Source organism: Alkalicoccus chagannorensis DSM 18086, from assembly GCF_000429725.1.
Classification (GTDB): domain Bacteria; phylum Bacillota; class Bacilli; order Bacillales; family Salisediminibacteriaceae; genus Alkalicoccus; species Alkalicoccus chagannorensis.
The window spans coordinates 31842-55000 of record NZ_AUCK01000023.1 but is presented as its reverse complement, the minus strand read 5'-3'; the positions used below and the strand labels follow the sequence as shown (position 1 = coordinate 55000).

At 53.3% G+C, this 23159-nt stretch carries 21 protein-coding genes and 1 riboswitch; of the genes, 9 read left to right on the top strand and 12 right to left on the bottom strand.

The window, feature by feature from the left end:
• The first annotated feature begins 255 nt into the window (after positions 1–255).
• From G477_RS0111110 to mnmM, 3 genes are read left to right on the top strand one after another with little or no spacing between them, the layout of a single operon-like run.
• Positions 256–1284, top strand: coding sequence for a threonine aldolase family protein (locus G477_RS0111110; RefSeq protein ID WP_035211875.1), 1029 nt, complete (start codon positions 256–258; stop codon positions 1282–1284).
• Positions 1281–2237, top strand: coding sequence for a tRNA modification radical SAM protein MnmL/YtqA (gene mnmL, locus G477_RS0111105; protein ID WP_026698008.1), 957 nt, complete (start codon positions 1281–1283; stop codon positions 2235–2237). Before G477_RS0111110 ends, mnmL begins: the two co-directional genes overlap by 4 nt.
• A gap of 3 nt (positions 2238–2240) precedes the next feature.
• The gene (mnmM, locus tag G477_RS0111100; protein ID WP_026698007.1) at positions 2241–2795 is read left to right on the top strand and encodes a tRNA 5-(aminomethyl)-2-thiouridylate-methyltransferase MnmM; all 555 of its coding nucleotides are present in this window, start codon (positions 2241–2243) and stop codon (positions 2793–2795) included.
• Here the strand turns inward: mnmM and G477_RS0111095 are convergent.
• Positions 2750–3583, bottom strand: a complete 834-nt coding sequence (locus tag G477_RS0111095; protein ID WP_026698006.1) for an alpha/beta hydrolase — start codon at positions 3581–3583, stop codon at positions 2750–2752. The genes mnmM and G477_RS0111095 overlap by 46 nt on opposite strands.
• A 132-nt stretch (positions 3584–3715) precedes the next feature.
• On the opposite strand from G477_RS0111095, the gene G477_RS0111090 reads away from it, so the two are divergent.
• Complete coding sequence (locus tag G477_RS0111090) at positions 3716–4252, top strand: gamma carbonic anhydrase (protein ID WP_415783290.1); 537 nt, start codon at positions 3716–3718, stop codon at positions 4250–4252.
• A 337-nt stretch (positions 4253–4589) separates the two neighbouring features.
• Here G477_RS0111090 and metK read toward each other — a convergent pair whose 3' ends face one another.
• Complete coding sequence (gene metK / locus G477_RS0111085; RefSeq protein WP_026698004.1) at positions 4590–5801, bottom strand: methionine adenosyltransferase; 1212 nt, start codon at positions 5799–5801, stop codon at positions 4590–4592.
• A 156-nt stretch (positions 5802–5957) separates the two neighbouring features.
• Positions 5958–6070: riboswitch (SAM riboswitch) on the bottom strand.
• A 294-nt stretch (positions 6071–6364) separates the two neighbouring features.
• Between metK and pckA the strand changes: the two genes are divergently transcribed.
• Complete coding sequence (gene pckA, locus G477_RS0111075; RefSeq protein WP_051287941.1) at positions 6365–7948, top strand: phosphoenolpyruvate carboxykinase (ATP); 1584 nt, start codon at positions 6365–6367, stop codon at positions 7946–7948.
• 121 nt (positions 7949–8069) lie between these two features.
• Here pckA and G477_RS0111070 read toward each other — a convergent pair whose 3' ends face one another.
• Positions 8070–8861 carry a hypothetical protein gene (locus G477_RS0111070; RefSeq protein ID WP_026698002.1) on the bottom strand — a complete coding sequence of 264 codons (792 nt, stop codon included), beginning with the start codon at positions 8859–8861 and terminating at the stop codon, positions 8070–8072.
• Between the two features lie 182 nt (positions 8862–9043).
• Here G477_RS0111070 and mobA point away from each other — a divergent pair, with 182 nt between their 5' ends.
• Positions 9044–9658 (top strand): molybdenum cofactor guanylyltransferase, encoded by a 615-nt coding sequence (gene mobA, locus G477_RS0111065; RefSeq protein ID WP_026698001.1) that lies wholly within the window; start codon positions 9044–9046, stop codon positions 9656–9658.
• A complete protein-coding gene (ytkD, locus tag G477_RS0111060; protein ID WP_026698000.1) occupies positions 9655–10158 on the top strand; it encodes an RNA deprotection pyrophosphohydrolase in 504 nt (167 codons plus the stop codon). Before mobA ends, ytkD begins: the two co-directional genes overlap by 4 nt.
• Before the next feature lie 357 nt (positions 10159–10515).
• On the opposite strand, the gene G477_RS0111055 is transcribed toward ytkD, so the two are convergent.
• Both G477_RS0111055 and G477_RS19415 read right to left on the bottom strand, forming a co-directional pair.
• The gene (locus G477_RS0111055) at positions 10516–11169 is read right to left on the bottom strand and encodes a hypothetical protein (protein ID WP_026697999.1); all 654 of its coding nucleotides are present in this window, start codon (positions 11167–11169) and stop codon (positions 10516–10518) included.
• Positions 11170–11235: 66 nt separating this feature from the next.
• On the bottom strand, positions 11236–12870 hold the full coding sequence (locus G477_RS19415; RefSeq protein ID WP_084406222.1) for an O-acetylhomoserine aminocarboxypropyltransferase/cysteine synthase family protein: 1635 nt from the start codon (positions 12868–12870) through the stop codon (positions 11236–11238).
• Positions 12871–13026: 156 nt separating this feature from the next.
• Between G477_RS19415 and G477_RS0111045 the strand changes: the two genes are divergently transcribed.
• On the top strand, positions 13027–13812 hold the full coding sequence (locus G477_RS0111045) for an HAD family hydrolase (protein WP_026697998.1): 786 nt from the start codon (positions 13027–13029) through the stop codon (positions 13810–13812).
• 95 nt (positions 13813–13907) lie between these two features.
• Here G477_RS0111045 and G477_RS0111040 read toward each other — a convergent pair whose 3' ends face one another.
• From G477_RS0111040 to G477_RS0111010, 6 genes are all read right to left on the bottom strand, one after another.
• On the bottom strand, positions 13908–14420 hold the full coding sequence (locus G477_RS0111040) for a MogA/MoaB family molybdenum cofactor biosynthesis protein (protein ID WP_026697997.1): 513 nt from the start codon (positions 14418–14420) through the stop codon (positions 13908–13910).
• A 39-nt stretch (positions 14421–14459) separates the two neighbouring features.
• Complete coding sequence (locus tag G477_RS0111035) at positions 14460–15683, bottom strand: PQQ-dependent sugar dehydrogenase (RefSeq protein WP_026697996.1); 1224 nt, start codon at positions 15681–15683, stop codon at positions 14460–14462.
• A gap of 658 nt (positions 15684–16341) precedes the next feature.
• Positions 16342–17526, bottom strand: coding sequence for a D-alanine--D-alanine ligase family protein (locus G477_RS0111025; RefSeq protein ID WP_026697995.1), 1185 nt, complete (start codon positions 17524–17526; stop codon positions 16342–16344).
• A gap of 16 nt (positions 17527–17542) precedes the next feature.
• Complete coding sequence (locus G477_RS0111020; RefSeq protein WP_026697994.1) at positions 17543–19138, bottom strand: UDP-N-acetylmuramoyl-tripeptide--D-alanyl-D-alanine ligase; 1596 nt, start codon at positions 19136–19138, stop codon at positions 17543–17545.
• Positions 19135–19914, bottom strand: coding sequence for an alpha/beta fold hydrolase (locus tag G477_RS0111015; protein ID WP_026697993.1), 780 nt, complete (start codon positions 19912–19914; stop codon positions 19135–19137). Before G477_RS0111015 ends, G477_RS0111020 begins: the two co-directional genes overlap by 4 nt.
• Positions 19915–20030: 116 nt before the next feature.
• The gene (locus tag G477_RS0111010; protein ID WP_026697992.1) at positions 20031–20405 is read right to left on the bottom strand and encodes a hypothetical protein; all 375 of its coding nucleotides are present in this window, start codon (positions 20403–20405) and stop codon (positions 20031–20033) included.
• 159 nt (positions 20406–20564) lie between these two features.
• Between G477_RS0111010 and G477_RS0111005 the strand changes: the two genes are divergently transcribed.
• The gene (locus G477_RS0111005) at positions 20565–21476 is read left to right on the top strand and encodes an EamA family transporter (RefSeq protein WP_026697991.1); all 912 of its coding nucleotides are present in this window, start codon (positions 20565–20567) and stop codon (positions 21474–21476) included.
• Between the two features lie 213 nt (positions 21477–21689).
• Here G477_RS0111005 and G477_RS0111000 read toward each other — a convergent pair whose 3' ends face one another.
• The gene (locus tag G477_RS0111000) at positions 21690–23141 is read right to left on the bottom strand and encodes an aldehyde dehydrogenase family protein (protein WP_026697990.1); all 1452 of its coding nucleotides are present in this window, start codon (positions 23139–23141) and stop codon (positions 21690–21692) included.
• Positions 23142–23159 lie beyond the last annotated feature (18 nt).

Genomic DNA, 23159 nt, shown 5'->3' with positions numbered 1-23159 from the left:
AAGCGTCAAAGAATACGTATGGAATCAGGGGCTGTGACGCCAGAGGGAGGACAGCACCCCTTGGCAAGCGTCCAGAGGAAACGAATGAAAAAACGGCACAGAAAGGAACCTTTTCCTCAACATGTATCATAGAACCTCTTGTTTCGAGTCCAGAAATATCGTATCGGAGCGCTGTTTGAAGAGCAGGCATTTCTCATACTCGTCCGCCGTGGTAGGATGTAACAAGCAGTACTTTCAGAGAGGATGAACGATACGATGATAGACCTTCGCAGCGATACAATTACGAGACCCGATCAGCGGATGCGGGAACTAATGATGCAGGCCGAAGTCGGGGACGACGTGTTTGGAGAAGATCCGACAGTCAATGAGCTTGAACAAGAAGCGGCCGCCCTGCTTGGCAAAGAAGCCGCGCTGTTCACTACGAGCGGTACCCAGGGCAACCAGGCGGCTCTGCTCGTTCATACCAGACCGGGCCAGGAAGTCATTATGGATGACGAAGCACACGTCTTTGTTTACGAAGGCGCTGCAATTTCCGCCTTTGCCGGTGTCCAGTCCAGAACGCTCCCTCATACTCACGGAGAGATGAACATCGAGCAGCTGAAGAAAGCAGTCCGGCCGGAGGATATCCACTATCCGGAAACGGGACTGATCTGGCTTGAACATACACACAACCGGGCTGGAGGCACCGTCCTTTCTGAAGAATATATGACGCAGGTGCGGTCGACGGCTGATGAACACGGGATCCCCGTGCACATGGATGGAGCCCGGCTTTTTAATGCCTCCCTTGCCGCAGGGATGTCGCCTGCAGCAACAGCCGCCTATGCGGACAGTGTCCAGTTTTGTTTGTCCAAAGGCCTCGGTGCCCCCGTCGGATCCATCTTGACCGGCACGAAAACCTTTATCGATCAGGCGAGGAAAAAACGGAAAATGCTCGGCGGCGGCATGCGTCAAGCCGGCGTCATTGCAGCTCCCGGCCTGTATGCGCTTCGGGAGCGGAGAGCCCGGCTGCAGGAAGACCATGACCACGCAGCTGCCATCGCCGCGGTGCTCCGGGAATCTACGGACTTGACGATTCGTCACGAGGTGCAGACGAATATCATCGTAGCAGACACGGACCAGTCTTCCCGCAGTGCTGAAGAGTGGGTCACCGCTGCTGCTGCGGAAGGCGCAGCCGTGATCGCCTATAAACCGGAGTCCATCCGGATTACGACGAACGCGGATGTATCCGCTGCTGAGGTTGATACAGCCTGCCGCATCTTTGAAAAACTCGGTGCTTCCTCATGATCGAAACAAGACCATCCTGGATGCCCCAGCGCTACTACAGCTGGAACGAAGAGCTGAAAGCCCATTTCGGGGAGAAGGTAGTGAAAATCGCCCTCGATGCCGGCTTCGATTGTCCCAATCGGGACGGAACGGTCGCCTACGGCGGATGCACCTTCTGCAGTGTCCGCGGCTCCGGTGATTTCGCCGGCGACCGTAAAGTGAACCTGGCAGGTCAGTTTGAAGAGCGAAAACAGGTCATGACGCAAAAGTGGCCTGCACGGGCTTTTATGGCCTACTTCCAGGCTTACACGAACACGCACGCCCCCGTTGACGAACTACGCGAAAAGTTTGAATCCGTGCTGGAGCTGGAAGGAGTCGTCGGGCTCTCTATCGCTACAAGACCGGACTGCCTCCCGCCGGATGTGGTCGATTACCTGGCGGAGCTGCATGAACGAACGTATCTCTGGGTCGAACTCGGCCTGCAGACAGCGCATGACGAAACCGGTGTGCTGATCAACCGGGCCCACGACTACCAATGCTTTGAAGAGGGAGTGGCCAAACTGAGAGACCGCGGCATCCGCGTCTGTACCCACATTATCAATGGACTCCCTCAGGAAACCCCGGCCATGATGGTGGAAACAGCGGAGCTCGCAGCTCAGCTGGATATACAGGGGATGAAAATCCATCTCCTCCACCTCCTCCGGAAAACGTCGATGGTCCGGCAGTATAAGGAAGGCCTCGTTGATTTTTTGTCGCAGGAGGAGTACGTGCAGATCGTCTGCGATCAGCTCGAGCGGATTCCAGCCTCAATCAGCATTCACCGGTTAACCGGTGACGGCCCTCAGGAGCTGCTGATCGGTCCTCAATGGAGCACAGACAAATGGGGCGTGCTGAACGGAATCAAAAAGGAATTGAAAAGACGGGATTCCTGGCAGGGGAAATTCGCTGCTGTGAAGCAGGAAGAAAGGAAGTAAACGATGCTGCCTGATGTACTTACGTATACGAGACAACTGCTACAGGAGGTCATTCCTCCCGGCGGCCATGCGGTGGATGCCACCATGGGAAATGGTCATGATACGGTCTTTCTCGCTTCCTGCACCGGCCCGGAAGGACGGGTGACCGCGTTCGACGTCCAGGAACAGGCGCTCCGGGCAACAGCAGAGCGACTGGAAGCCCACGGCCTGAAAGCGGAACTCGTGCAGCGGGGGCACGAACATGCAGGAGAAGTGCTTGGAGATCTGCCGCTTCACGCGGCGGTGTTCAACCTCGGCTACCTCCCGCGGAGCGACAAAACCGTGACGACGAGGGCGGATTCGACGATCGCCGCTGTCCAGCAGCTGTTTGACCGGCTCGTGCCGGGTGGACGGATTGTTCTGGTCATTTACCACGGACACGAAGAAGGACAAAAAGAAAAAGAACAGCTGCTTCCTTTCTTGGAAGGGATCCCACAGGATCAGGCAGCTGTTCTCCAGTATGCATTTATGAATCAGCGCAATGCTGCTCCCTTTGTGACGGTCGTGGAAAAACGCTGAACCGCCAGCTGGGTCGTCACGTAGCCGAGCAGATGGGTCAGCACAGCTTCACGCTCCGGTTCGTTCAGCACTTCGTGATAAAGGCCCGGCCATTCTTTATATGCCTTCTCCAGAACCGGTACGGCGTCAAACCAGCGCCGTACCTCTTTTTTATCTACAATCCGGTCTTCTCCGCCCTGCGTGACATAGATAGGAATCTCCGGCATGACGGACGCTTCCTCATGCGCGCGTGCCATAGCAGTAACGAGTTCTTTATACCAGCGCGCGCTGACCTTCTTGATGAGCAGATCATCCGTCTGATCCCGCGTTCTCATCCAGTCATCTCGAGTCCCGCTGCCGGATTCAAGCCCGTTCGGGAACATCGTCCTCGGTGCCACTTTAGCCAGCAGACCGGCCGCCGCCCGTTTGACCAGCGGCTGCTGCTGCACGAGACCGAAGCACGGAGAAGAGAGCAGCAGCATGTCCGGCCGTTCCCGCTCCGGCATGGAACGAACGACTTCTGTGCTGATCAATCCACCCATGCTGTGTCCGAACAAGATCACGGGCAGATCATACGCCCCCGCCTGAAGCACCCACGTCCGCACCTGCTGTATGTACTGCTGAAAGGTTTCGACGTGGCCTCTCGGTCCCGGCGTTGTTCCCTGCCCCGGCAGGTCTCCCATCACGACGTGAAACTGCTGCTGCCGCATCATGTCGATGGTCCGTTCGTAGCGTCCATGATACTCTCCAGCGCCATGTACAAGGACAATGACCGCTTTCGCTTCTCCTTCTGCTTCCCAGTGCCACATGAAAAAGTCCCTCCTTCGTATCTGAAGCTATCATCTCCTAAACCTTTTCCTGTAGTCAAGCAGTCGTGCTTTTCCTTCTGGAGGAAAATTATGATAAAGTAGATACCATACGTTGATCAAGGAGGCATACCTATGCTGCAGTATCCATACAAAGGAAAAGCACCAGCCATTGATGAGAGCGCATACATAGCTGAGAACGCAGTCATCACCGGCGATGTCACCATTCATGAACAGGTAAGCATCTGGTACCACACGGTGATCCGTGGTGATGTGGCACCGACCGTCATTGAAAAAAACGTCAACATTCAGGACCAGAGCCTGCTCCATCAGAGTCCCGGCCTGCCCCTCCATCTGGCAGAAGGGGTCACCGTTGGACACCAGTGCATGCTGCACAGCTGCACGATTCACCGCAGCGCGTTAATCGGGATGGGCTCAACGGTTCTGGATGGAGCTGAAATCGGCGAAGGCGCTTTTATCGGAGCTGGCAGCCTCGTTACACCTGGAACCGAGATCCCTTCCGGCACGCTCGCGCTCGGCAGGCCGGCCCGCGTCGTCCGGGACTTAACCGACGAGGACAAGGCGGAGATGGATCGTATCCGCGATTCCTACGTCGAAAAAGGCCAGATTTATAAACAAATGCAGGCTGGCTATCAGCCTCCATCAAGCTGACGGCAGCAACCGTACCCGGGGTGCTGTCAGACGAAGTAATCGAATCGGGTGACCGTGTTGATGCCATCGACACAGCCGCTTCCAGCGTTCCGCTGGCAGATTGAAAGCAGGAAAACCTAAAGCGCAGAGCGCCTGTTGATCGGAACGCCGTATACCACAGATTCTTTAAGGGAAGCAGAAGTTCTTCATGCGTCCCGAGCAGCCGGCTGCGCCGCCACCCTGTATGAAAACTTATACTTGAACAAAAAAACACTCCCAGTGATCGTATGGATCACCAGGAGTGTTTTCTTTTCTGCAGGCACGAACATGAATGGACGTGCGTATGTTTCCTTCAGGCTCACGCCCGCTCGGCTGCAGCTGCCTGTTCTTTCAATGCTTCCGCTTTGTCTGTTTTCTCCCATGGGAGTTCAATATCCGTACGGCCGAAATGACCATAGGCGGCTGTTTGCTTATAGATAGGACGACGCAGATCCAGCATTTTAATGATGCCGGCAGGGCGCAGATCAAAGTTGTCCCGAACCACCTGGACGAGTACTTCCTCCGATACGCTACCAGTATCAAATGTGTCGATTGCGATCGACACCGGCTGCGCCACGCCGATTGCATACGCGAGCTGTACTTCACAGCGGTCGGCAAGGCCTGCAGCAACGATGTTCTTCGCTACATACCTCGAGGCGTAGGCAGCTGAACGGTCCACTTTCGTCGCATCTTTCCCTGAGAACGCGCCTCCTCCGTGCCGGGCATATCCCCCGTACGTGTCGACGATGATCTTCCTTCCGGTCAGACCTGCATCACCCTGCGGTCCGCCGATAACGAAACGCCCGGTCGGGTTGATGAAGTATTTCGTCTGATCATCGAGCAGAGAAGCATCCACCATCGGTTTAATGACGTGTTCATGCATATCTTCTTTGATCTGATCCAGTTCGATTTCAGCATGGTGCTGCGTGGATATAACAATGGTGTCCACACGGAGCGGCTGCTGCTGCTCATCATATTCCACTGTCACCTGCACTTTTCCGTCCGGTCGCAGATATTCCACGGTACCGTCTTTTCTGACTTCCATCAGCCGTCGTGCCAGCTTATGGGAGAGAGAGATCGGCAGCGGCATCAGTTCCGGTGTCTGATTGTCAGCATAGCCGAACATAAGGCCCTGGTCCCCGGCGCCGATCGACTCGAGCTCTTCCTCTGTCATTTGACCTTCGCGGGATTCAAGCGCTTCGTCGACGCCCTGTGCAATATCCGCAGACTGCTCATCAATCGAGGTCAGTACCGCACAAGTTTCATAGTCAAAGCCGTATTTCGCCCGGACGTAGCCAATATCCTTCAACGTTTCCCGAACCACTCTCGGAATGTCCACGTACGTAGATGTAGTAATTTCTCCTGCAACAAGTACGAGGCCTGTATTTACTGATGTTTCACATGCTACTCGTGCATTCGGATCGCTTTTCATAATCTCATCTAGAATAGAGTCCGAAATCTGGTCACAGATTTTGTCCGGGTGACCTTCCGTCACAGATTCGGATGTAAACAGTCTGGTTTTTCCTGCCATGATGAAGTCCTCCTCAATCAAATTACGGCACTCCAAGTCCCATCGGTGTTCCTATTGATGGTGGTGAGGTCGTTTCTATGCCGGATCGTCTCCGGTTCATAAAAAAAGCCTCTCTCCAGTCGGTATGAGGAGAAGGCTGATAACGTATCCTTTCACCTCTTATCGTTCAGGACGCATGGTCCTGCAGGTTAGCACCGTTCATCGCAATGGTACTGATGATGGTTGCCGGGCTTCGTCGGGCCTGTCCCTCCGCCAGCTCGGGATAAGAGTATCCGCTTTGAAGAATGATAACCAAAAAGACGTCTCCTGTCAACAAAAACACCCCCTCTTAAAGCCGGCATATCATGACTGCCCATCAACGTTTCTTTTTCCTCGTTTCTTCATGTTGAAGAGAGCGGATTGTGTTATACACAGCATGCTTGAACCGGGCGTCTCCGGGACCGAATGTCATTCGGAGTCTATAAAGAAACCCGCAGCAGAAAAATCAAGAAAGCGGTCACAAACCCTCAATTGTATGTTATAAATAAAGTATATGACATACTAATCAGGAAAGCAGGGATAGCATGAGTATCGATCACGGAAGACTGGCACTGGATACACTGCTCCGGAGTCCGCATGTTTATCATCAGCTCAGCACTGCACGGCTGGTGGAGGAGAGTATCATCCGGGGAGAAGCTGCCCTTTCCGAAGAAGGAGCGCTGACAGCGCAGACGGGCGAATATACAGGACGTTCTCCCAAGGAGCGTTTCCTCGTGGAAGAGCCCGGGTTTACGGACCATATCGACTGGGGCGAGGTCAACCGTCCGATATCGAGCAGCACCTTCCATCACCTGAAACAGCGCGTACTCGATTATCTCAGCAGCTGCAGCGCTGTGTACACCCGCGAGGCGGCCGCGGGAGCCGATCCGAATCACCGCATGCCGCTCACTGTCGTGAATGAATTTGCCTGGCATCAGCTTTTTGCACGACAGCTCTTTCTCCGGCCGGAAGAAGAGGAAGGAGAAGCGTCGATGGAAGGATTCACCATCCTGTCCGCGCCGGGGGTGGAGGCAGACCCGGACAAGGATGGCACTGGAGGACGCGCCTTCATTCTAATTTCCTTTTCAGAGCGCACGATCCTGATTGGAGGTACTTCTTACGCCGGGGAAATGAAAAAAGCGGTGTTCTCGGTGATGAATGAACTGCTGCCGCCGGAAGGCGTACTCCCGATGCACTGTTCCGCGAACGTGGATGATCATGGTCGCAGCGCATTGTTCTTCGGCCTGTCGGGAACTGGTAAAACGACCTTGTCCGCTTCTCCCGGCCGGGCCCTGATCGGAGATGATGAACACGGCTGGTCCAATAACGGCATTTTTAACGTGGAGGGCGGCTGCTATGCCAAATGCATTGACCTGGATCCCGTGCAGGAACCGGATATCTATCAGGCAGTCAAATTCGGCGCTGTTCTCGAAAATGTTCAGCTCGACAGCCAGGGCCGTCCGGATTACAAAGATAAAAGCAGAACGGAAAATACTCGTGCCGCTTATCCTCTGACGTTCATTCCTTCTGCAGTCCAGCCGTCGACGGCAGGTCATCCTGAAGTGATTCTCTTTCTAACAGCGGATGCTACCGGAGTACTTCCTCCGATCAGCCGTTTGAACCGGAGTCAGGCGATGTATCACTTTCTTTCCGGCTATACGAGTAAACTCGCCGGGACCGAGCGCGGCGTCACGCAGCCCGAACCAGTCTTCTCCCCTTGCTTCGGCTCTCCTTTTTTACCACGGGCCCCGCAGGAATACGCTTCGATGCTCGGTGAAAAAATGGAACAGCATGACACGGCAGTCTACCTGGTCAATACCGGCTGGACCGGCGGCCCTTATGGGACAGGATCCAGAATGAAGCTCTCCTTTACCCGGGCGATGGTGGAAGCAGCCCTTGCCGGCTCTCTGAGTCACACCGCCGTGATTACAGACGACATTTTCGGATTCGACATCCCTGCCAGCTGTCCAGACGTTCCAGCTGAAATACTGCAGCCCCGCTTAATGTGGGACAACACAGCGGATTACGAGAAGGCAGCAAAGAAGCTGGCCTCCGACTTTCACCACAACTTCACTCGTTTTCGTGACGTGAGCACCGACATTCTGCATGGCGGTCCTTTGTATCGATAGGCGGAAAACCGTCGCAGCGGGCCTCTGCAAAGGAGAGCCTGTAACGAAACACCGTTACACCAACGACATCACGCCGGAAGCGGGCCCACTTCCGGCGTGATGTCGACGTTTGTAACCTTTTTTATTCCGGAGGGGTTTCCCCTTCCATCATATCAGGGTTCTCGCTCTGAATTCGTTCAAAAACTTCCTGCTGCTCTTCATAAAAGAGAGCGTTCAGTTCCGTGGTGGCTTCCGGACTTTCTCCACCGGCAGCTTCGTCCTGAATCTCATGCCAGATGAAAGGAATACCATACTGATAATGCAGCTGCTGGTCGCCGAGACTGCTCTCTGCCTCGTTCAGTGTATCCACGAGCACCATCACTTCGGCACTGCCTTCAAGGGAAACATTCTCCTGTTCTTCGACATAGGCTTCAAAGCTGGCCTGATCAAAAGAAAAACCGTACGCATCTTCTGCGTGATCCCTCCAGGCGGAGAGTTCCACCGCCAGCCATTCTGCATTCGTCTCCATGTCTTCCGAGATCGTGCCTCCTTCTTCCTGTCCGCTCTGATATAAAGACTGTACGAGCGCCTGGCCTTCAAATGCCTCATACGTAAATGGTTCCTCCACATCCGGTGTGAACGTGTCCAGCGCTTCCTCCGCTGCTTCGCGCAGCTGTTCTTCTCTCTCCTCAGAAATGGAGGCTTCCTCTTCCTGTGGTTCTGAACTGTCTATATTCACTGCGTTTCCCGAAGACGCTCCTGCGTCGTCGGTCTCTCCAGCCGGTTCGCTGGAAGCTGTCTCTTCGTTCGCCAGCTGCGGTTCATCCTCAGAGTTCATAGCTTCCCTGTCGTCTTCTGTCAGCATCAGCACGGCAGACAGAATGACGAGAACGACCGCTCCGGCTATCAGCACAATCAACTTCTGTTTTGGCATGTCTTCACCTCGATTATCAACATCTGTCTGATATTATATCACGGTATCGCTTCCGACCGGAAACTTTTCCTGAAAGACGCGTCATGGGAACGCGATGCATGCCGGATCAGCTCGTTCGAGTGTACAAAAGTGTGACGAATACGATACGATAGATGCAGAGTAAGCAGGAAGGCAGGGATAGTATGGTGCAGACAGCTGGGATTCTGCTGGCCGGCGGACGATCGACCAGGATGGGCAGCATGAAAGCACTGCTGCAGATTGGAGACAAAACAGCAGCTGGGCATGTCCTGCAGACGCTGCAGGACACAACGGAAAAACAAATATGTATCGCCAATGAACCTGACGCACTATCCTTTCTACCAGTGCGGGTGACCGTGGATCTCCGTCCGCATGAAGGGCCGCTTGCAGGCATCGAGACGGGAATGGAGACCGTGGACGCTTCCTATTACGTCACCGCAGCGTGTGACATGCCGCTGATCGACCCGAGGATCCTGCAGTGGATGATTCATCAAGCTGCCGAAAAGCAGGCTGATATCCTGCTTCCTCATATTGATGGACGAGACCAGCCGCTCTGCGCTGTTTACAGCCGAAGCACCCTTCCCGCAGTCAAAGCGAGTCTCGATGCCGGCATCCGCGCGGTGAAACCTCTATTCGACCAGATGCACACCGTTCGTATCAGCGAATCAGAGCTGGAACAGGCAGGATGCACCAACGACAGCATCAAGCGTTCTTTTTTTAACATGAACCGGCCGGAGGAATATGAAGAGATGCAGACGTATTGGAGGGAACGAGGATGAAGGACCGGGTGTTCAAAGACTTTTATCACAACAAGGTTACCTTTTCTACGCACCGGCTTCCTTTTTCAAAAGAACCGAAGCATGTCTGGGTGATTACCCGTTTTCATCATCAGTGGCTGTTGACGAAACACGGCACCCGGGGCATTGAATTTCCAGGCGGCAAAGTGGAAGACGGAGAAAACGCGGAAGAGGCAGCGATCAGGGAAGTGTATGAAGAAACCGGCGGCGTGGTGGAGCAGCTCCATTATGTCGGCCAGTACCGAGTGGAAGGACGACGGGAAACCGTCGTAAAAAACGTCTACTATGCTGAAATCAGCCATATGGATGAGAAAGCACACTATCTCGAAACGAAGGGGCCTAAGCTCGTGTCGAGCCTTCCGGGACGGGTGAAGAAACACAGAGGCTACAGCTTCATTATGAAAGATGACGTCCTCCCGCTCAGCCTAAAAGAGATTGAGCGGCGGTTCCTGAACGCAAAGAAGCAGTCTTCGTCGAGATAAACCTGAATGGCCAGCATCTGCGCAGAGATTTGTGGAGCCTATCCGACAGCTGAGACAGAGGATCTCCGCACACCTTATTTACAGGCAGCCGACATGGCCGGCACAGGGCCGTCACCCTTAGAAAACTTATACATGCTTATACTTGAACAGAAGAGGCCCTCCCCATTTTGGGATGAGGGCCTTCTGTATGATGGAAGTTGATGGGTTCTTGAGACAACCGCCTGCCGCTCCAGGAGACCGAGGCGAAGTCACTGGAAGCAGATACAGCTACGACCTCGCTTGATGAGAACGATTGTCCTCTTCATTGAAAACGAAACGGGAGAGGAGCCGCGCTTCTGCAGGCTCCTCTCCCGTTTGTTATCTGCTGTCGTCCCTCTCCCGCTGATAGTCGGCGAATCGAAGCGTGTACCTCATAAAATCATCGGAAAGCTCATCCTCTACGACCAGCGAGATTTCTTCTTCTTCAAATGGCAGATCCTCCACCGAAAAATACATCGTCTGCATAGACCCGCCGCCGGAAATATCGGTTTCTACCGGCTGAATCCGTCCAGTTTCCGACTCCAGTTCAGCTTCGTGTACAAACGCCCGATTTTCGTGAAAGCGGAGATGAATCGGGAGAAACCGATCCATCAGCATTCCTTGCAATTCCTCCACCGACGGTGTCCGCTGATAGTGATCCTGAATTCTTCTGCTCTCTTTTACGACGGTCAGCGACGGCGGTTCCACGTAGGCAAAAGCAACGGTGCTGCTGAGCCCGTCAAATTCGACCGGCAGCATATAGGATTCGTATCCGTCGACGGTTTCTCTGCCCCGCTCGATCAAATACGTCACTTCCTCATGATCCAGAAAATAATAATAGGAGTCATCTTCAAAAGACGTGCTTACTCCGGTCCGGTTTTCTTCTTCCTCCTGATCAAATACGCCGCCCGTCGTTTCCTGCAGCCAGAGCAGCATGCCTCCAGTGATTAGCACGGCGGTAAACAAGGTACTGATCAGCATCAGCTTCCACATCACGATCCCTCTTTCCCTGCTTCCATTATACTATATTTCCACAGGGAAGCGGGAAGGCTTTTCTCATTATTGATCGATAATGGAATGAACACCCGCCGGGATTTTCGCCTGAACCGACGTCTGCCCTTGATGAATCACTCCTGTCGGATGGATGGTGCGCAGTGCTTCTTCCAGTGCTTGATCTGTCCCTTCCGTCGCGTAAAGATAATCGACCGGCATGTCTTTTATTTTCTGCAGGGAACTGCTGTCGCCGGCGAAAACAACCCGATAGCCAAGTCTCGACCATTTTTTCGTCAAGGAATCCGCAGCGCTGAGGGTAGCGAGAATTTTTCGGCGCGGTCCTTCCTGCGTATACGCTACGGCCGATCCTGCAGCTTCTTCATAAGGACTTCTGCCTGCATCGTCATCCGCTTTCCCCGTTGCTTCTGCGAGCGCCATGTTTAGATCCTCGTACAGATCCTCGGTGTCTTCCAGGCCGACAGAAAGTCGTACCAGATCATCCGTCACACCGGAGCGTTCCTGGTCTTCCGGACTCAACTGCAGATGAGTGGTCGAGGCCGGATGTATAATCAGGCTCTTCGCATCTCCAACGTTTGCAACGTGGCTCCAGAGCTGCACGTGGCGGATCAGTTCGCGCCCGGCTTCCACTCCGCCGTCTATCCCGAAATTCACGATGGCACCGTGTCCGAAATCGAGGTATTTTTCTGCCAGGTCATGCGATGGATGCTCCTCCAGTCCAGGGTATTTCACCCATTTGACGGCAGGATGAGCTGTCAGCTTCCGCGCCAGCGTCAATGCATTCTCGGTGTGCCGCTTCATACGGAGGCTGAGCGTCTCCAGCCCCTGCATGAGATAAAAGGCGTTCTGCGGCGTCATCGTCGCACCAATATCACGAAGCAGCTGCACGCGCATTTTGAGAATAAAGGCCATTTCCCCGAGATCGCTGTAGACAAGTCCGTTATAACTGGCATCCGGCTCATGGAACTGCGGAAATTTTTCCTTGCTCCACTCAAAACGGCCGCCGTCAATCACTACGCCCCCAATGGTCGTTCCGTGGCCGCCGATCCATTTGGTTGCCGAGTTGACGACGATATCCGCTCCGAGCTGCAGCGGTCTGCATACTGCCGGTGTGCCGAACGTATTATCAACGATCAGCGGGATGCCGGCTTCATGAGCAATGTCACTGACCGTATGGAAATCGAGGACATGCAGCCCCGGGTTGCCGATGGTTTCCCCAAAAACCGCTTTTGTGTTTTCCTGAATAGCGCCTTTAATCTCTTCCGGGCTCGTGATATCGACGAACGAGACGTGAATGCCGTACTTCGGCAGCGTCGTTGAGAAAAGGTTGTAGGTGCCGCCGTATAAGTGCGAAGCTGCAACGATATGGTCTCCGCTCTCGGCAATATTGAGGATCGACATCGTAATGGCTGCCATTCCCGAACTCGTTCCAAGTGCACCAACCCCGTCTTCGAGCGCAGCCATCCGCTTCTCAAACGCATCGACGGTAGGATTCATGATACGGCTGTAAATATTACCGGGCTCCTGCAGAGAAAAAAGACGCTCGGCATGTTCAGCATCATCAAAGACATAGGACGTCGTCTGGTAAATCGGAAGCGCCCGTGATCCTGTTGCAGGATCCGGTTCTTGACCTGCGTGAAGCTGTTTTGTCCAGATTCCATGTTCATCTATTCGTTTTGACACAACTAACACTCCTTTTTCTGCTTTTCTTTTTGCTCTTCCTGAACTAAGTTCCACACTGATTTCCGCTTTTCCTGCCTGCAGAAGAAGGTTTACAGAAAATTCTGTTTCCGCTACACTATAGCAGTACTCAGTGGACTCAGGATGGAGGAAGTAATCATGAACAGACAAGCGGTATTTTTCGATTTGGATGACACGATATTATGGGATGAAAAAAGCATCAAAACCGCATTTGCACGCACCTGCGCCTATGCTGAAGATGCCTTCGGCGCCGATGCAGAGACATTAGAGACGGAGGTACGAAAAGCCGCCGCTGCACGTTACGCAGGCTATCCGTCCTATACGTTCACGCAGCAGATCGGCATCAACCCGTTTGAAGGGCTCTGGGGGACGTTCGATGATGAAGAACCTGGCTTCAGCAGTCTGCACAGCATCATCCGCGACTATCAGTATCAAAGCTGGGCAGACGGCCTTCAAGCACTCGGCCTGACGAATCCCGCAGCAGCCGAAGACCTCGCCGACCGCTTTATTCAGGAACGAAAGCAGGCCCCTTTTCTTTTTGAAGACGCGATCCGAACCGTCGAGCAGCTCCGCGGCCGTGCTGTGCTGGTCCTATTAACGAATGGATCCCCTCAGCTCCAGCGGACGAAGCTTACGATGACGCCGGAAATCGAGCCGCTGTTTGATCACGTCATTATATCCGGGGCCTTCGGCAGAGGGAAACCCGATGCGGCGATTTTTGAGCATGCTCTGGAAGTGAGCGGGACAGATCCCTCCTCTACGTGGATGATCGGCGATAATCCCAAGACTGATATTCTGGGAGCGAATCGAACCGGTATCACGAGTGTCTGGCTCAATCGATTCAACAAACAACCGGTCCCGGATATTCAGGCGGATCATGAAATTCATTCGCTGGAAGAGCTGCTCGACCTCATTCCGTCATAAGTTGCCGCCATGCGCGGCAAATTGTACGGTTGAACGAGCACGAACGCCGCCCTGCCGACCATATGGGGCGGCTTTTTCATGCACTGCGCCCCGTTTCACCTGTCTTTTTTCAATTCCCGGACAATATGCGGAAGTTCCGGCTTGATCAATTTTTCAACAGCCAGCTTCACTGCCCCGCTGGAACCCGGCATGCAGAACAGAGCCTTTCCGCTGGCTGTTCCTGCTGATGCCCTGCTCAGGATCGCTGCAGAACCAATATCCTCTGTATAGCTGAGCATCCGGAACAACTCTCCGAAGCCCGGTATTTCTTTTTCGTACAGCGGGGCGACCGTTTCAATCGTGATGTCCCGCCGGGCAACCCCTGTCCCGCCGTTAAGAAGAATCACATCGACATCGGGATGCTCCAGCCCCTTTTTCACTTCAGCTGTAATCGCTCCACGTTCATCAGGAACAATGTTGTACAACACCGTTTGGAAGCCGGCCGCTGCCAGACTTTCCTGGATGAAGCGTCCGCTTTTATCCGAGTCTTCCTCTCTCGTGTCGCTCACCGTCACCACATGGCAGGAGACTGTATCGGGGGCTTCTTTTTTGTGCGCCTCTACACTCACAAACATTCCTCCATTCCGCTTTTATTTCCCGGGAAATAATTATTCAGGCGGGGTCAGGCGCAGCAGACGGTCGTCATTTTCCTGCGGATCTCCCCTGCCATCCGTATTATTCGTCAGGACATAGAGAGACCCTTCATGATAGACAACATCCCGAAGGCGGCCTTCTCCTTCAAACGTCACATGCATGACGTCATTTTCTTCATCAAAGACGTACAGGCTTTGGCCGCGGAGGCCCGTCGTCACAAATTCATCCTCATAAAACGCTGCTCCGGACGGCGCCCACGTCTCATCACCGGAATGAATCGCCGGCGTTTCCATACCTTCTTCTGTTTCATCCCCTTCGATCACCGGCCAGCCGTAATTACTGCCGGCTTCAATCCGGTTCACTTCATCAAGTGCCTGTGCGCCATGCTCTGAGCTGTACAGCTCTTCCTCTTTATTCCAGGCAAGCCCCTGCGGATTGCGGTGGCCGTAGCTGTAAATAGAAGAATCTTCAAAAGGCTGGTCTTCAGGGACCTCTCCGTCCTGGGTCATCCTCAGAATACTGCCTGCAGGACGTTCAGGGTCCTGGGACCATTCCGGTACATCCGCATCTCCCGTCGTTGCATAGAGATGATCGTCCGGACCGATGGCAAGTCTTCCTCCATTATGAATAGCCGCACCTTCTATACCTTCTTTGAGAATCTCGGTTTCCCTCCACGTGTCTTCCTCTCTTTCTGCGCGGACAATCCGATTTTCCAGACCGTCATTCTCGTACGTATAATACATCCAGGCTTCCTCTTCTTCCCCCAGCACGAATCCGAGCAGACCGCCTTCCCCCTCCTGAACGATCTCATCGGATGTCTCGACAGGAATGTCATCGCGTCCATCCCCGACTTCCATGATAAATCCATCCCTGCTCGGGATATAGTACGTGCCGGCAGCAGGAGCAATGGACCATGGGGCCGGCAGGTTTTCCGCCACCGTGTCCACCTGCCAGTCCTCCGTTTCCAGATCAAGCAGAGAGACTTCAGATCCGTTCGAAGCTTCGTTATCACTCCCAGCGTCCGCTTCCTCGTCCTGAGGTACGTTGTCCTCCTCCTGCTCTTCCGCCGCTCCATTGTCTTCGGTCTCGTTCTGGTTCGTCTCTTCACCTGCTTCCTGATCGGTTGTGTTTTCTACTCCGTTACTGTTCTCATGTTCCGGGGAACCCTCATTATCATTCTCTTCTGCCTGACAGGCAGCCAGAGCAAGTATTGCTGCAGTTAAAGCTGTTTTTTTCATCGTTAAGTACCTCCCTCTTCCTGTATTACCCTCTCAGCGGAAAGGAAAAACGAGGGGAGGATTTGCGGAACAGAAGGCCCGTGCAGCAGCAGACTGCCTCCTGCGCTCGGCCAGGCGTGTACGGAACAAAAGCGCAAAGCGCCTTTTGGTCGGCACGGCGTGCGGCGTCGCAGCACGTTCTTTGAGGGAAGCATCGGCTCTTATGCTTCTCGGGCAGCTGGCTACGCCGTCCCCCTGTTCGAAAACTTATACATTCTTATACTTCGTAGAAAAACCTGAATGGAAATAAGGCCCTCCGGCACATGTTCGTGCACGACGAAAGAGGCTGATGCAAAACCAGAATAAAACGAAGCCCTTAGCCTTTTTGGTGAGGGCTTTCCGTATGAGGGGAGTTGGTCAATCGCTTGCCGCGGACAAGGCTGCAGCGAGGGCAGCGCCCCTTTACAAGCGTCCACCTGAAACGGAATGAACCTCTCCCCCAACATATATTTTAGAGCCAATATTCCCTGCCATAAGACAGATTCTTCATTGTTTCTTACAAACAAAACGCTTTCGACGACCCCGCACGGGTCATCGAAAGCGTTTATTTCGTGCTGGAGAACGATGTTGTCCCAGCCTCGTGGAGAAGCAGAAGTCCGGGTTCCGGTACTCCTCTTTTTTATTGTTTGCTGCCTTTCGATCCGCCTTTCTGCATCGAGAACAGGTTGGAATCGATAGAGAACATGAGCTGACTGCGTTCCCGCTCCCGCTTGAGCGCAAGCTGGATCAATTTATCCAGAAGATCCGGATAGGAGACACCAGCCGGCTCCCAGAGATAGAACGAGAGCGAGCCGGGGATCGTGTTGATTTCGTTAATATAGACCTGGTTCGAGTTGTTATCCAGGATAAAGTCGATTCTGGAGACGCCGGACGCTCCGAGGGTCTGGAAGGCAGCGACAGCCAGCTGCTGGATCTCGTCGGTTTTGTTGTCCGGAATTTCAGCCGGAATGATCCGGTTTGTCGCTTCCATCCCTTTACTGGCGCCGCCGTCTTTCCCGCCGCTGTATTTATCTTCGTAGGAGAGGAATTCGTCCGTACCGAGAACCTGCTCGCAAACAGAAGCCTGCGCTTCGCTGTAGTCACCAGCGACTGAACAGTTGATTTCGGTCATGTTCTCGATCATCGGCTCCACGACCAGCTTGATGGCAAAGCGCTGGGCAAGATCAATCGCTTCTTCCAGTTCTGAGCGGTCAGCGGCTTTGCTGATTCCGACGCTCGACCCCAGATTAGCAGGTTTTACGATAACCGGATACGAAAACGCTGCTTCGATTTGATTCAGCCAGCCTTCATTGTCACTGTTCCATTCATGCTTATAAAACGAAATGAAATCCAGCACCGGCAGTCCGGCATCGCGGTAGATCCGCTTCATTTGTACTTTGTCCATTCCTGCACCAGAAGCTGTTACATCGCAGCCGGCATAAGGAAGGTGCAGCAGCTCCAGATACCCCTGGAGCACTCCATCTTCGCCGAACGTGCCGTGAACGATCGGAAGTGCTGCATCCACTTCGGCCACTTCGGCTTTTCCAAAGCGGGGCCGTGGTTCTTTGTTTAAAACGACGCGCTTATCCATCGTCCGCTGAAGGGAGACAGGCTGCGCTTCTTTCAGCAGCCCCGGCAGATCTTTGTAATTATCGATATCGAGAAGGTTTTCTCCTGTGTACCAGTTCCGCTCTTTAGAAATGTAGATCGGAACAATCTCATATTTATCCTTGTTCAACTGATCGACGGCCTGCAGTGCGGAAATCACCGACACTTCGTGCTCGACAGAAATACCGCCGAAAATAACTGCTAATCTTGTTTTCATCTACGTACACCATCCTCTATTCTAAAAACGTATCCGGCAGATCGTTTTCTAGTAGTACTACGGTATTCGGCTGCGCTTTCTGATGCATATGCTGCAGCGCGTCGTTCAAATTCTGGGCAATATAGAGCTTCTCTTCCGGATAGCCCGCCTCATGAAGTCCATCCTGAATCGGCTTCGTCTGTTTCGGTCCGACTAGAATGATGTAATCGCAGTGCTCTGCAGAGTAGCGGCCCCATTCTTTGTTTAATTCGTATTCTTTATCGCCGAGTTCGATCATGCCCGGAGTCACGAGCATGCGGTATCCGTCCATCTGGCCGAGAACTTCCACTGCCATCTTCGAACCGACTGGATTCGAGTTGAAGCTGTCATCAATGATCGTGATGTTGCCGCTTGTCGGCTTCAGTTCGAGACGGTGTTCCACCGGAGCTATGTTTTTCACCGGTGCCGCCATCTCCTGCAGCGTCATCTCCATCTCCATACCGATCGCGACAGCGGCAAGTACGTTGTAGACGTTGTGCCGGCCGAGCAGCCGCGTACGGAATTGCGCTTCCTGTCCGTCTGCTGTGCGGACGGTGAAGGTCATCCCTTTCGCACTGTAGGAAATGTTTTCTGCACGGATGTCGACATCGTCTCTGTCCACTCCGTAGTAGACACGGCGGGCAGGATTCGATGCTTCGTAGGACATAATGTTCTCATCGTCTTTATTCAGCACGGCAACCCCGTTTTCAGGCAGCGTCTCGACAATTTCATGTTTTGTTTTTTTGATGGTGTCCAGCGTTTTGAACGTTTCCAGATGCTGCTCCCCAATCGCCGTCAGAATGCCGTACTGCTGGTTGACAACGTCACAGACAGCCTGGATGTCACCCTCCTGCTTCGCGCCCATTTCTGCGATGAAAATATCATGGTATGGTTTCAGCTGTTCATTGATAGTCCTTGTAACACCCAGCTTCGTATTGTAGCTTTCCGGCGTCATCAAAACATTGTATTTGGCGGAGAGCACCGTATGAACGAAATGCTTCACGCTCGTTTTCCCAAAGCTTCCAGTGATGCCGACCACTTTCAAATCGGGCGATGCATCAATCAGACGCTTGGCGTCCTGGACAAAGCCGTCGTTGATCCGCTGCTCCACCGGTTTGTTCAGCAGGTTGGTCAATGCAGTAATATAAAATGGCAGAACTGCCGTGATCACCAGCACGATCAAGCCCGCTCCGACGTGAATGAACCCGCCTGCTGTAACAGCGAGCATCGCAGACAAGGCATACAGCACGTACGTGACACCGAAGAGGCGCTGCACTCTAGGCGTGTAGACGAGTTTTTTCTTCTCTTCCGGTCTCGTCGCATAGAAGTAAGCAAAGACGAGCACGAAGACAGCGGCTGCAGAAGAAAGGAGCAGCGTCTCCGAATCTGTGAATACAAGCAGCAGCAGCGGCAGAACGTACAGGCCTTCCACCGGAGAAATCACCTTGGATGGATGATCTTTCATCCATTTCCCGTATCGTTCGTTTCGGTAGGAATTCAGCTGAAGCATGTGGATACTGCGTTTCACTTTCAACGTGATCGGCAGGATCCAGGCAATCAGCATGACGGCAAAAAAGATAATCGTTTGAATCATGAAGTCGAGCTCCTTTTATTTTTCTCAAGAAATGAATGAATCACCGCATTGAACTGGCGCGGCTGGTCCAGGTAAGCGTAATGTCCGGCCTGCTTTAATACGACGAGGCCGGCATCGGGGATGAGCTCTTCCATCTTTTTTCCATCGGAAACCGGTGTGGCCGTATCGTCTTCGCCAAAGACGAGCAGTACGGGTACCTCAATTTTCGGCATCAGATGCTGAAGGTCTTCGTTTACGACTTTTACCATTGTCTGCTGCATGACGCCGCTGGCACTCTTGTAATCCGAGGAGCCGAGCATCGATTTTACTTTGCCGAGCAGCTCTTCGCGTCTGCTCGAGAGCCCGGGCAGACGAAACAGCTGTTTTGCTGCTTTGAATGTATACACTTTGGCATAGTAGGAAGGCTTCCGCTTCGGCTTGATGCCGGCACTGTCGACAAGGATAACTTTCTCGACTTCCCCGAGAAGGGCGCTGTAGTAAATCGACATTCTGCCGCCGAATGAATGCCCGACCAGAATTGGCGATTCGATCCCCTCTTTGTCGATAAACTCTTTGAGCACGTTACAGTAATCAGCGATCCCCCACTGTTCCGGTGGTTCCTCGCTGTTTCCGAAACCTGGCAGGTCCAGCGAGTAGACCCGGAAGTCCTGTTCCAGCGTTTTATGTACCGGGGCAAATGCTCTGATATCGGCACCCCATCCGTGCAGCAGAATGACCGCCTGCCCTTCGCCGGATACGTGGTAGTGCAGTCTTCCGTAAGTAAGTTGCGTTTCCATTAATACATACTCCTTCATGTAACTTGTTCTATTTCATCTTATTCCCACTTTTTCTCCGCAATACCCTTCCTTATTTTATCACAGAAAAGAAAAAGGAAGAAGAATGCTGACAGCATTCATCTTCCTCTTTCTATCTTTTTAATATAATAATGATGAAGGCCTGCATTCAACAGAAACATACCTGCGATGACGGCGAGCAGGGCATTCCAGCCAATCATGTAATAAAAACTGTAGTCCATCCGGATATTCTCAATCTGGCGGTTTGCCGGATCGGCCCATGGAGCAATAATAAAATGGTACAACAGTCCCGCCGCAGCTGCCGTGCCGATGGTATGCAGCATAATGTAAAGCGTCGACTTCCATTTCGCCATTTCTATCCGCTCGAGAAGAATATAAAACAAGTAGCCGACAGCCGTAAAGGTAAGAAAAATCAGCCCGACCATCGTCATGGTTAAGGTTACTTCATTCCATGTTAAAAACGTCTCTGCCATCACGGTCCCTCCCTGCGGTTCCCATTATATAGAAAAATCGTTCCCAGGTCGATTTATTTTCCGTTTCACCCGGGCTGTCGTGGTTGAACGAATCGCATTTCTCCTATACAATGGCAGAGTTATCATGATTCTCAAATATTAACAATAGGCGGTGATCCCATGCAGGCCCGGACTGCTTATCTTCTCGTCATGGCCGGAGCAGCCTTATGGGGCTCCACCGGCCTGTTTGTAAATGAATTGAATACAGCCGGATTCAGTCCGTGGGAAGTCGTCGGGATCCGACTGACGTTCTCAGCCGTGCTTCTCTGGGCGCTCCTGTTCGTTTTTGACCGGAGCCTGCTCCGGATTCGAGTGAAAGATATCGGCTTTTTCATCGGTACCGGCATCATCAGCATCGCTTTTTTTAATTATTTCTTTTTCACCGTGATCGAGACAGCCTCCATTTCCCTTGCTGTCGTCCTCCTTTATACAGGTCCTGTGTTCGTCGCGCTGATCTCCAGGTTCACGTTCCAGGAAGCGTTCACCCGTAAAAAAGGCGCTGCACTGATCCTCATGCTGCTCGGCTGTGGATTCACCGTCGGCCTGCTGCCGGCAGGAGCTTCTGTCATGCAGGGTACGACCATTATCTTCGGCATTCTCTCGGGCTTCTTTTATGCGCTCTACAGCATCTTCGGAAAATATGTAAGCGGGCTGTATCACGCCTTCACGATCACCGCCTATTCCATGCTGTTCGGCAGTCTGTTTCTCATTCCGACAAGCAGATTGTGGGAGAAAGCCCCTCTTTTCGCAGATCCTGCAGTTCTCCTTTACGGCTTAGGCCTTGCTGCCGTCGCTACTGTCTCTGCCTACGTGCTCTATACGATCGGGCTGAAGTGGATCGAATCCGGCAAAGCCGCCATCCTCTCGACGGTAGAGCCGGTCGTTGCCATTATCATCGGCGTCCTTGTGTATCAGGAGTCGATGACGTGGTGGCAGGGAGCCGGTATGCTGCTTGTTCTCGGTTCTGTGCTGCTTACCGTCAAACTACGACGGGAACCGCCACCGCCGGCGGTGAATCACCGGGCCGGCTGATGAGTGTACAACCGGTCTCGATCTCTGGAGAGAGATCTGCGTTTTACCAGCATAAATGCACCGCGACGAGTCCATGGCGTTATTGCTGACTGCATACGAAACGCTTCCGACGATCCATTCAGGATCATCGGAAGCGTTTTTTACTTCGTTCGAACGGTGTTTTTCCCGGCTGCGTTCTGCCTCGTCACAACCGGAAGTGCTTCGGCCCGGTTGTTAGAGCGACCATGGCTGTGTCAGCTTAAAGCAGACGACGCGCGGCTCTGTCATCTCCTGTACCGCGGACGCGACGCCCTCTCTGCCGAGACCGGACTGCTTCGTCCCGCCGAACGGCATTTCGTCAATCCGGTAGTCGCTGCTGTCATTAACCATGACCCCGCCGACGTGGAGGTGGTGCACGGCGTAGAACGCCTGATCAATGTTCGAAGTGAATACGCCTGCGTGCAGTCCGTAGTCGACGTCGTTGGCACGAGTCACGGCCTCCTGCATGGTTTCTACCGACTCAAGCAGGACGACTGGACCGAAAATTTCTTCCTGATAAATTCTGCAGGAAGACGGTACATCCGCAAGTACGGTCGGATCATAAAACGCGCCGTCCCGCTTGCCTCCGTGAAGAATGCGCGCTCCTGCATCCACAGCTTCCTGCACCCATTCCTCGATCCGGATAGCTTCTTTTTCTTCAATCAGCGGTCCCATGTCCGTCCATTCCGACTGTTTATCTCCAACCTGCAGCTCCTTCGTTCTCTCGACGAACAGCTCGAGGAACTGCTCATAAGAACCCTGCTGGACGAAGACGCGCTGCACGCCAAGGCAATTTTGTCCGGCAGCGGCAAAAGCTCCGGATACGCTGGATTTCACTGCATCGTGCAGATCTGCATCGTCCATCACAATCACCGGCGAGTTCGAGCCGAGCTCCATCGCCAGCTTCTTCCGCCCTGCTTTATCGGCAATTCTGTCGCCGGCATTGGAACCACCCGTAAAGGAAATCATTTTCACTTCAGGGTGCGTCACGAGCGCATCGCCGAGTTCCCGGCCGGAACCGGTGACAACGGAGAGAAATCCTGCCGGAACGCCGGCCTGGTCAAATGCCTCTGCCATCATCAGTGCACTCAGCGGTGTCACGGAAGCCGGCTTGACCACAACCGCGTTCCCTCCCGCAAGTGCAGGTCCTACTTTATGAGCCACCAGGTTCAGCGGATCGTTGAAAGGGGTGATCGCTGCAATGACACCGATAGGAAAACGGAAATAATAGCCTGTGCGGTTTTCACTGCCTTCTTTCTGATCAAAGTTGATGGTCTCTCCTTTGACTCGACGGGCTTCTTCCGCGCTGATCCGGAGCGTCTGTATCGTGCGCGTCACTTCTCCACGGGCTTCCGTAATCGTTTTTGATCCTTCCCTTGCGATGGTATAAGCAAATCGTTCATGGTGGGATTCGATATACTCCGCAGCACCACGAATCACGCTGATGCGTTCATGCGTGGGCCAGGAGGAAATGGAATGAAACGCCTCAGAAGCCCGGTCCACTACGGATGCAACATAAGCTGCCGATGCTTTCGGCACCTTCGCAATCACCTCATTATTCTGTGGATCAAACACATCGAACGTCTCCGGCTGGCTGACCCACTCTCCATCAGCATACATTTTTGCGGACAATACTTGCGTCTGCATAGGATGACACCGCCTTTC

Excerpts from the sequence above, each read along its gene's own strand:
- G477_RS0111110 (WP_035211875.1), top strand. The coding sequence starts at position 256 with ATGATAGACCTTCGCAGCGATACAATTACGAGACCCGATCAGCGGATG.
- mnmL (WP_026698008.1), top strand. The coding sequence starts at position 1,281 with ATGATCGAAACAAGACCATCCTGGATGCCCCAGCGCTACTACAGCTGG.
- mnmM (WP_026698007.1), top strand. The coding sequence starts at position 2,241 with ATGCTGCCTGATGTACTTACGTATACGAGACAACTGCTACAGGAGGTC.
- G477_RS0111095 (WP_026698006.1), bottom strand. The coding sequence starts at position 3,583 with ATGTGGCACTGGGAAGCAGAAGGAGAAGCGAAAGCGGTCATTGTCCTT.
- G477_RS0111090 (WP_415783290.1), top strand. The coding sequence starts at position 3,716 with ATGCTGCAGTATCCATACAAAGGAAAAGCACCAGCCATTGATGAGAGC.
- metK (WP_026698004.1), bottom strand. The coding sequence starts at position 5,801 with ATGGCAGGAAAAACCAGACTGTTTACATCCGAATCTGTGACGGAAGGT.
- pckA (WP_051287941.1), top strand. The coding sequence starts at position 6,365 with ATGAGTATCGATCACGGAAGACTGGCACTGGATACACTGCTCCGGAGT.
- G477_RS0111070 (WP_026698002.1), bottom strand. The coding sequence starts at position 8,861 with ATGCCAAAACAGAAGTTGATTGTGCTGATAGCCGGAGCGGTCGTTCTC.
- mobA (WP_026698001.1), top strand. The coding sequence starts at position 9,044 with ATGGTGCAGACAGCTGGGATTCTGCTGGCCGGCGGACGATCGACCAGG.
- ytkD (WP_026698000.1), top strand. The coding sequence starts at position 9,655 with ATGAAGGACCGGGTGTTCAAAGACTTTTATCACAACAAGGTTACCTTT.
- G477_RS0111055 (WP_026697999.1), bottom strand. The coding sequence starts at position 11,169 with ATGTGGAAGCTGATGCTGATCAGTACCTTGTTTACCGCCGTGCTAATC.
- G477_RS0111045 (WP_026697998.1), top strand. The coding sequence starts at position 13,027 with ATGAACAGACAAGCGGTATTTTTCGATTTGGATGACACGATATTATGG.
- G477_RS0111035 (WP_026697996.1), bottom strand. The coding sequence starts at position 15,683 with ATGAAAAAAACAGCTTTAACTGCAGCAATACTTGCTCTGGCTGCCTGT.
- G477_RS0111025 (WP_026697995.1), bottom strand. The coding sequence starts at position 17,526 with ATGAAAACAAGATTAGCAGTTATTTTCGGCGGTATTTCTGTCGAGCAC.
- G477_RS0111020 (WP_026697994.1), bottom strand. The coding sequence starts at position 19,138 with ATGATTCAAACGATTATCTTTTTTGCCGTCATGCTGATTGCCTGGATC.
- G477_RS0111015 (WP_026697993.1), bottom strand. The coding sequence starts at position 19,914 with ATGGAAACGCAACTTACTTACGGAAGACTGCACTACCACGTATCCGGC.
- G477_RS0111010 (WP_026697992.1), bottom strand. The coding sequence starts at position 20,405 with ATGGCAGAGACGTTTTTAACATGGAATGAAGTAACCTTAACCATGACG.
- G477_RS0111005 (WP_026697991.1), top strand. The coding sequence starts at position 20,565 with ATGCAGGCCCGGACTGCTTATCTTCTCGTCATGGCCGGAGCAGCCTTA.
- G477_RS0111000 (WP_026697990.1), bottom strand. The coding sequence starts at position 23,141 with ATGCAGACGCAAGTATTGTCCGCAAAAATGTATGCTGATGGAGAGTGG.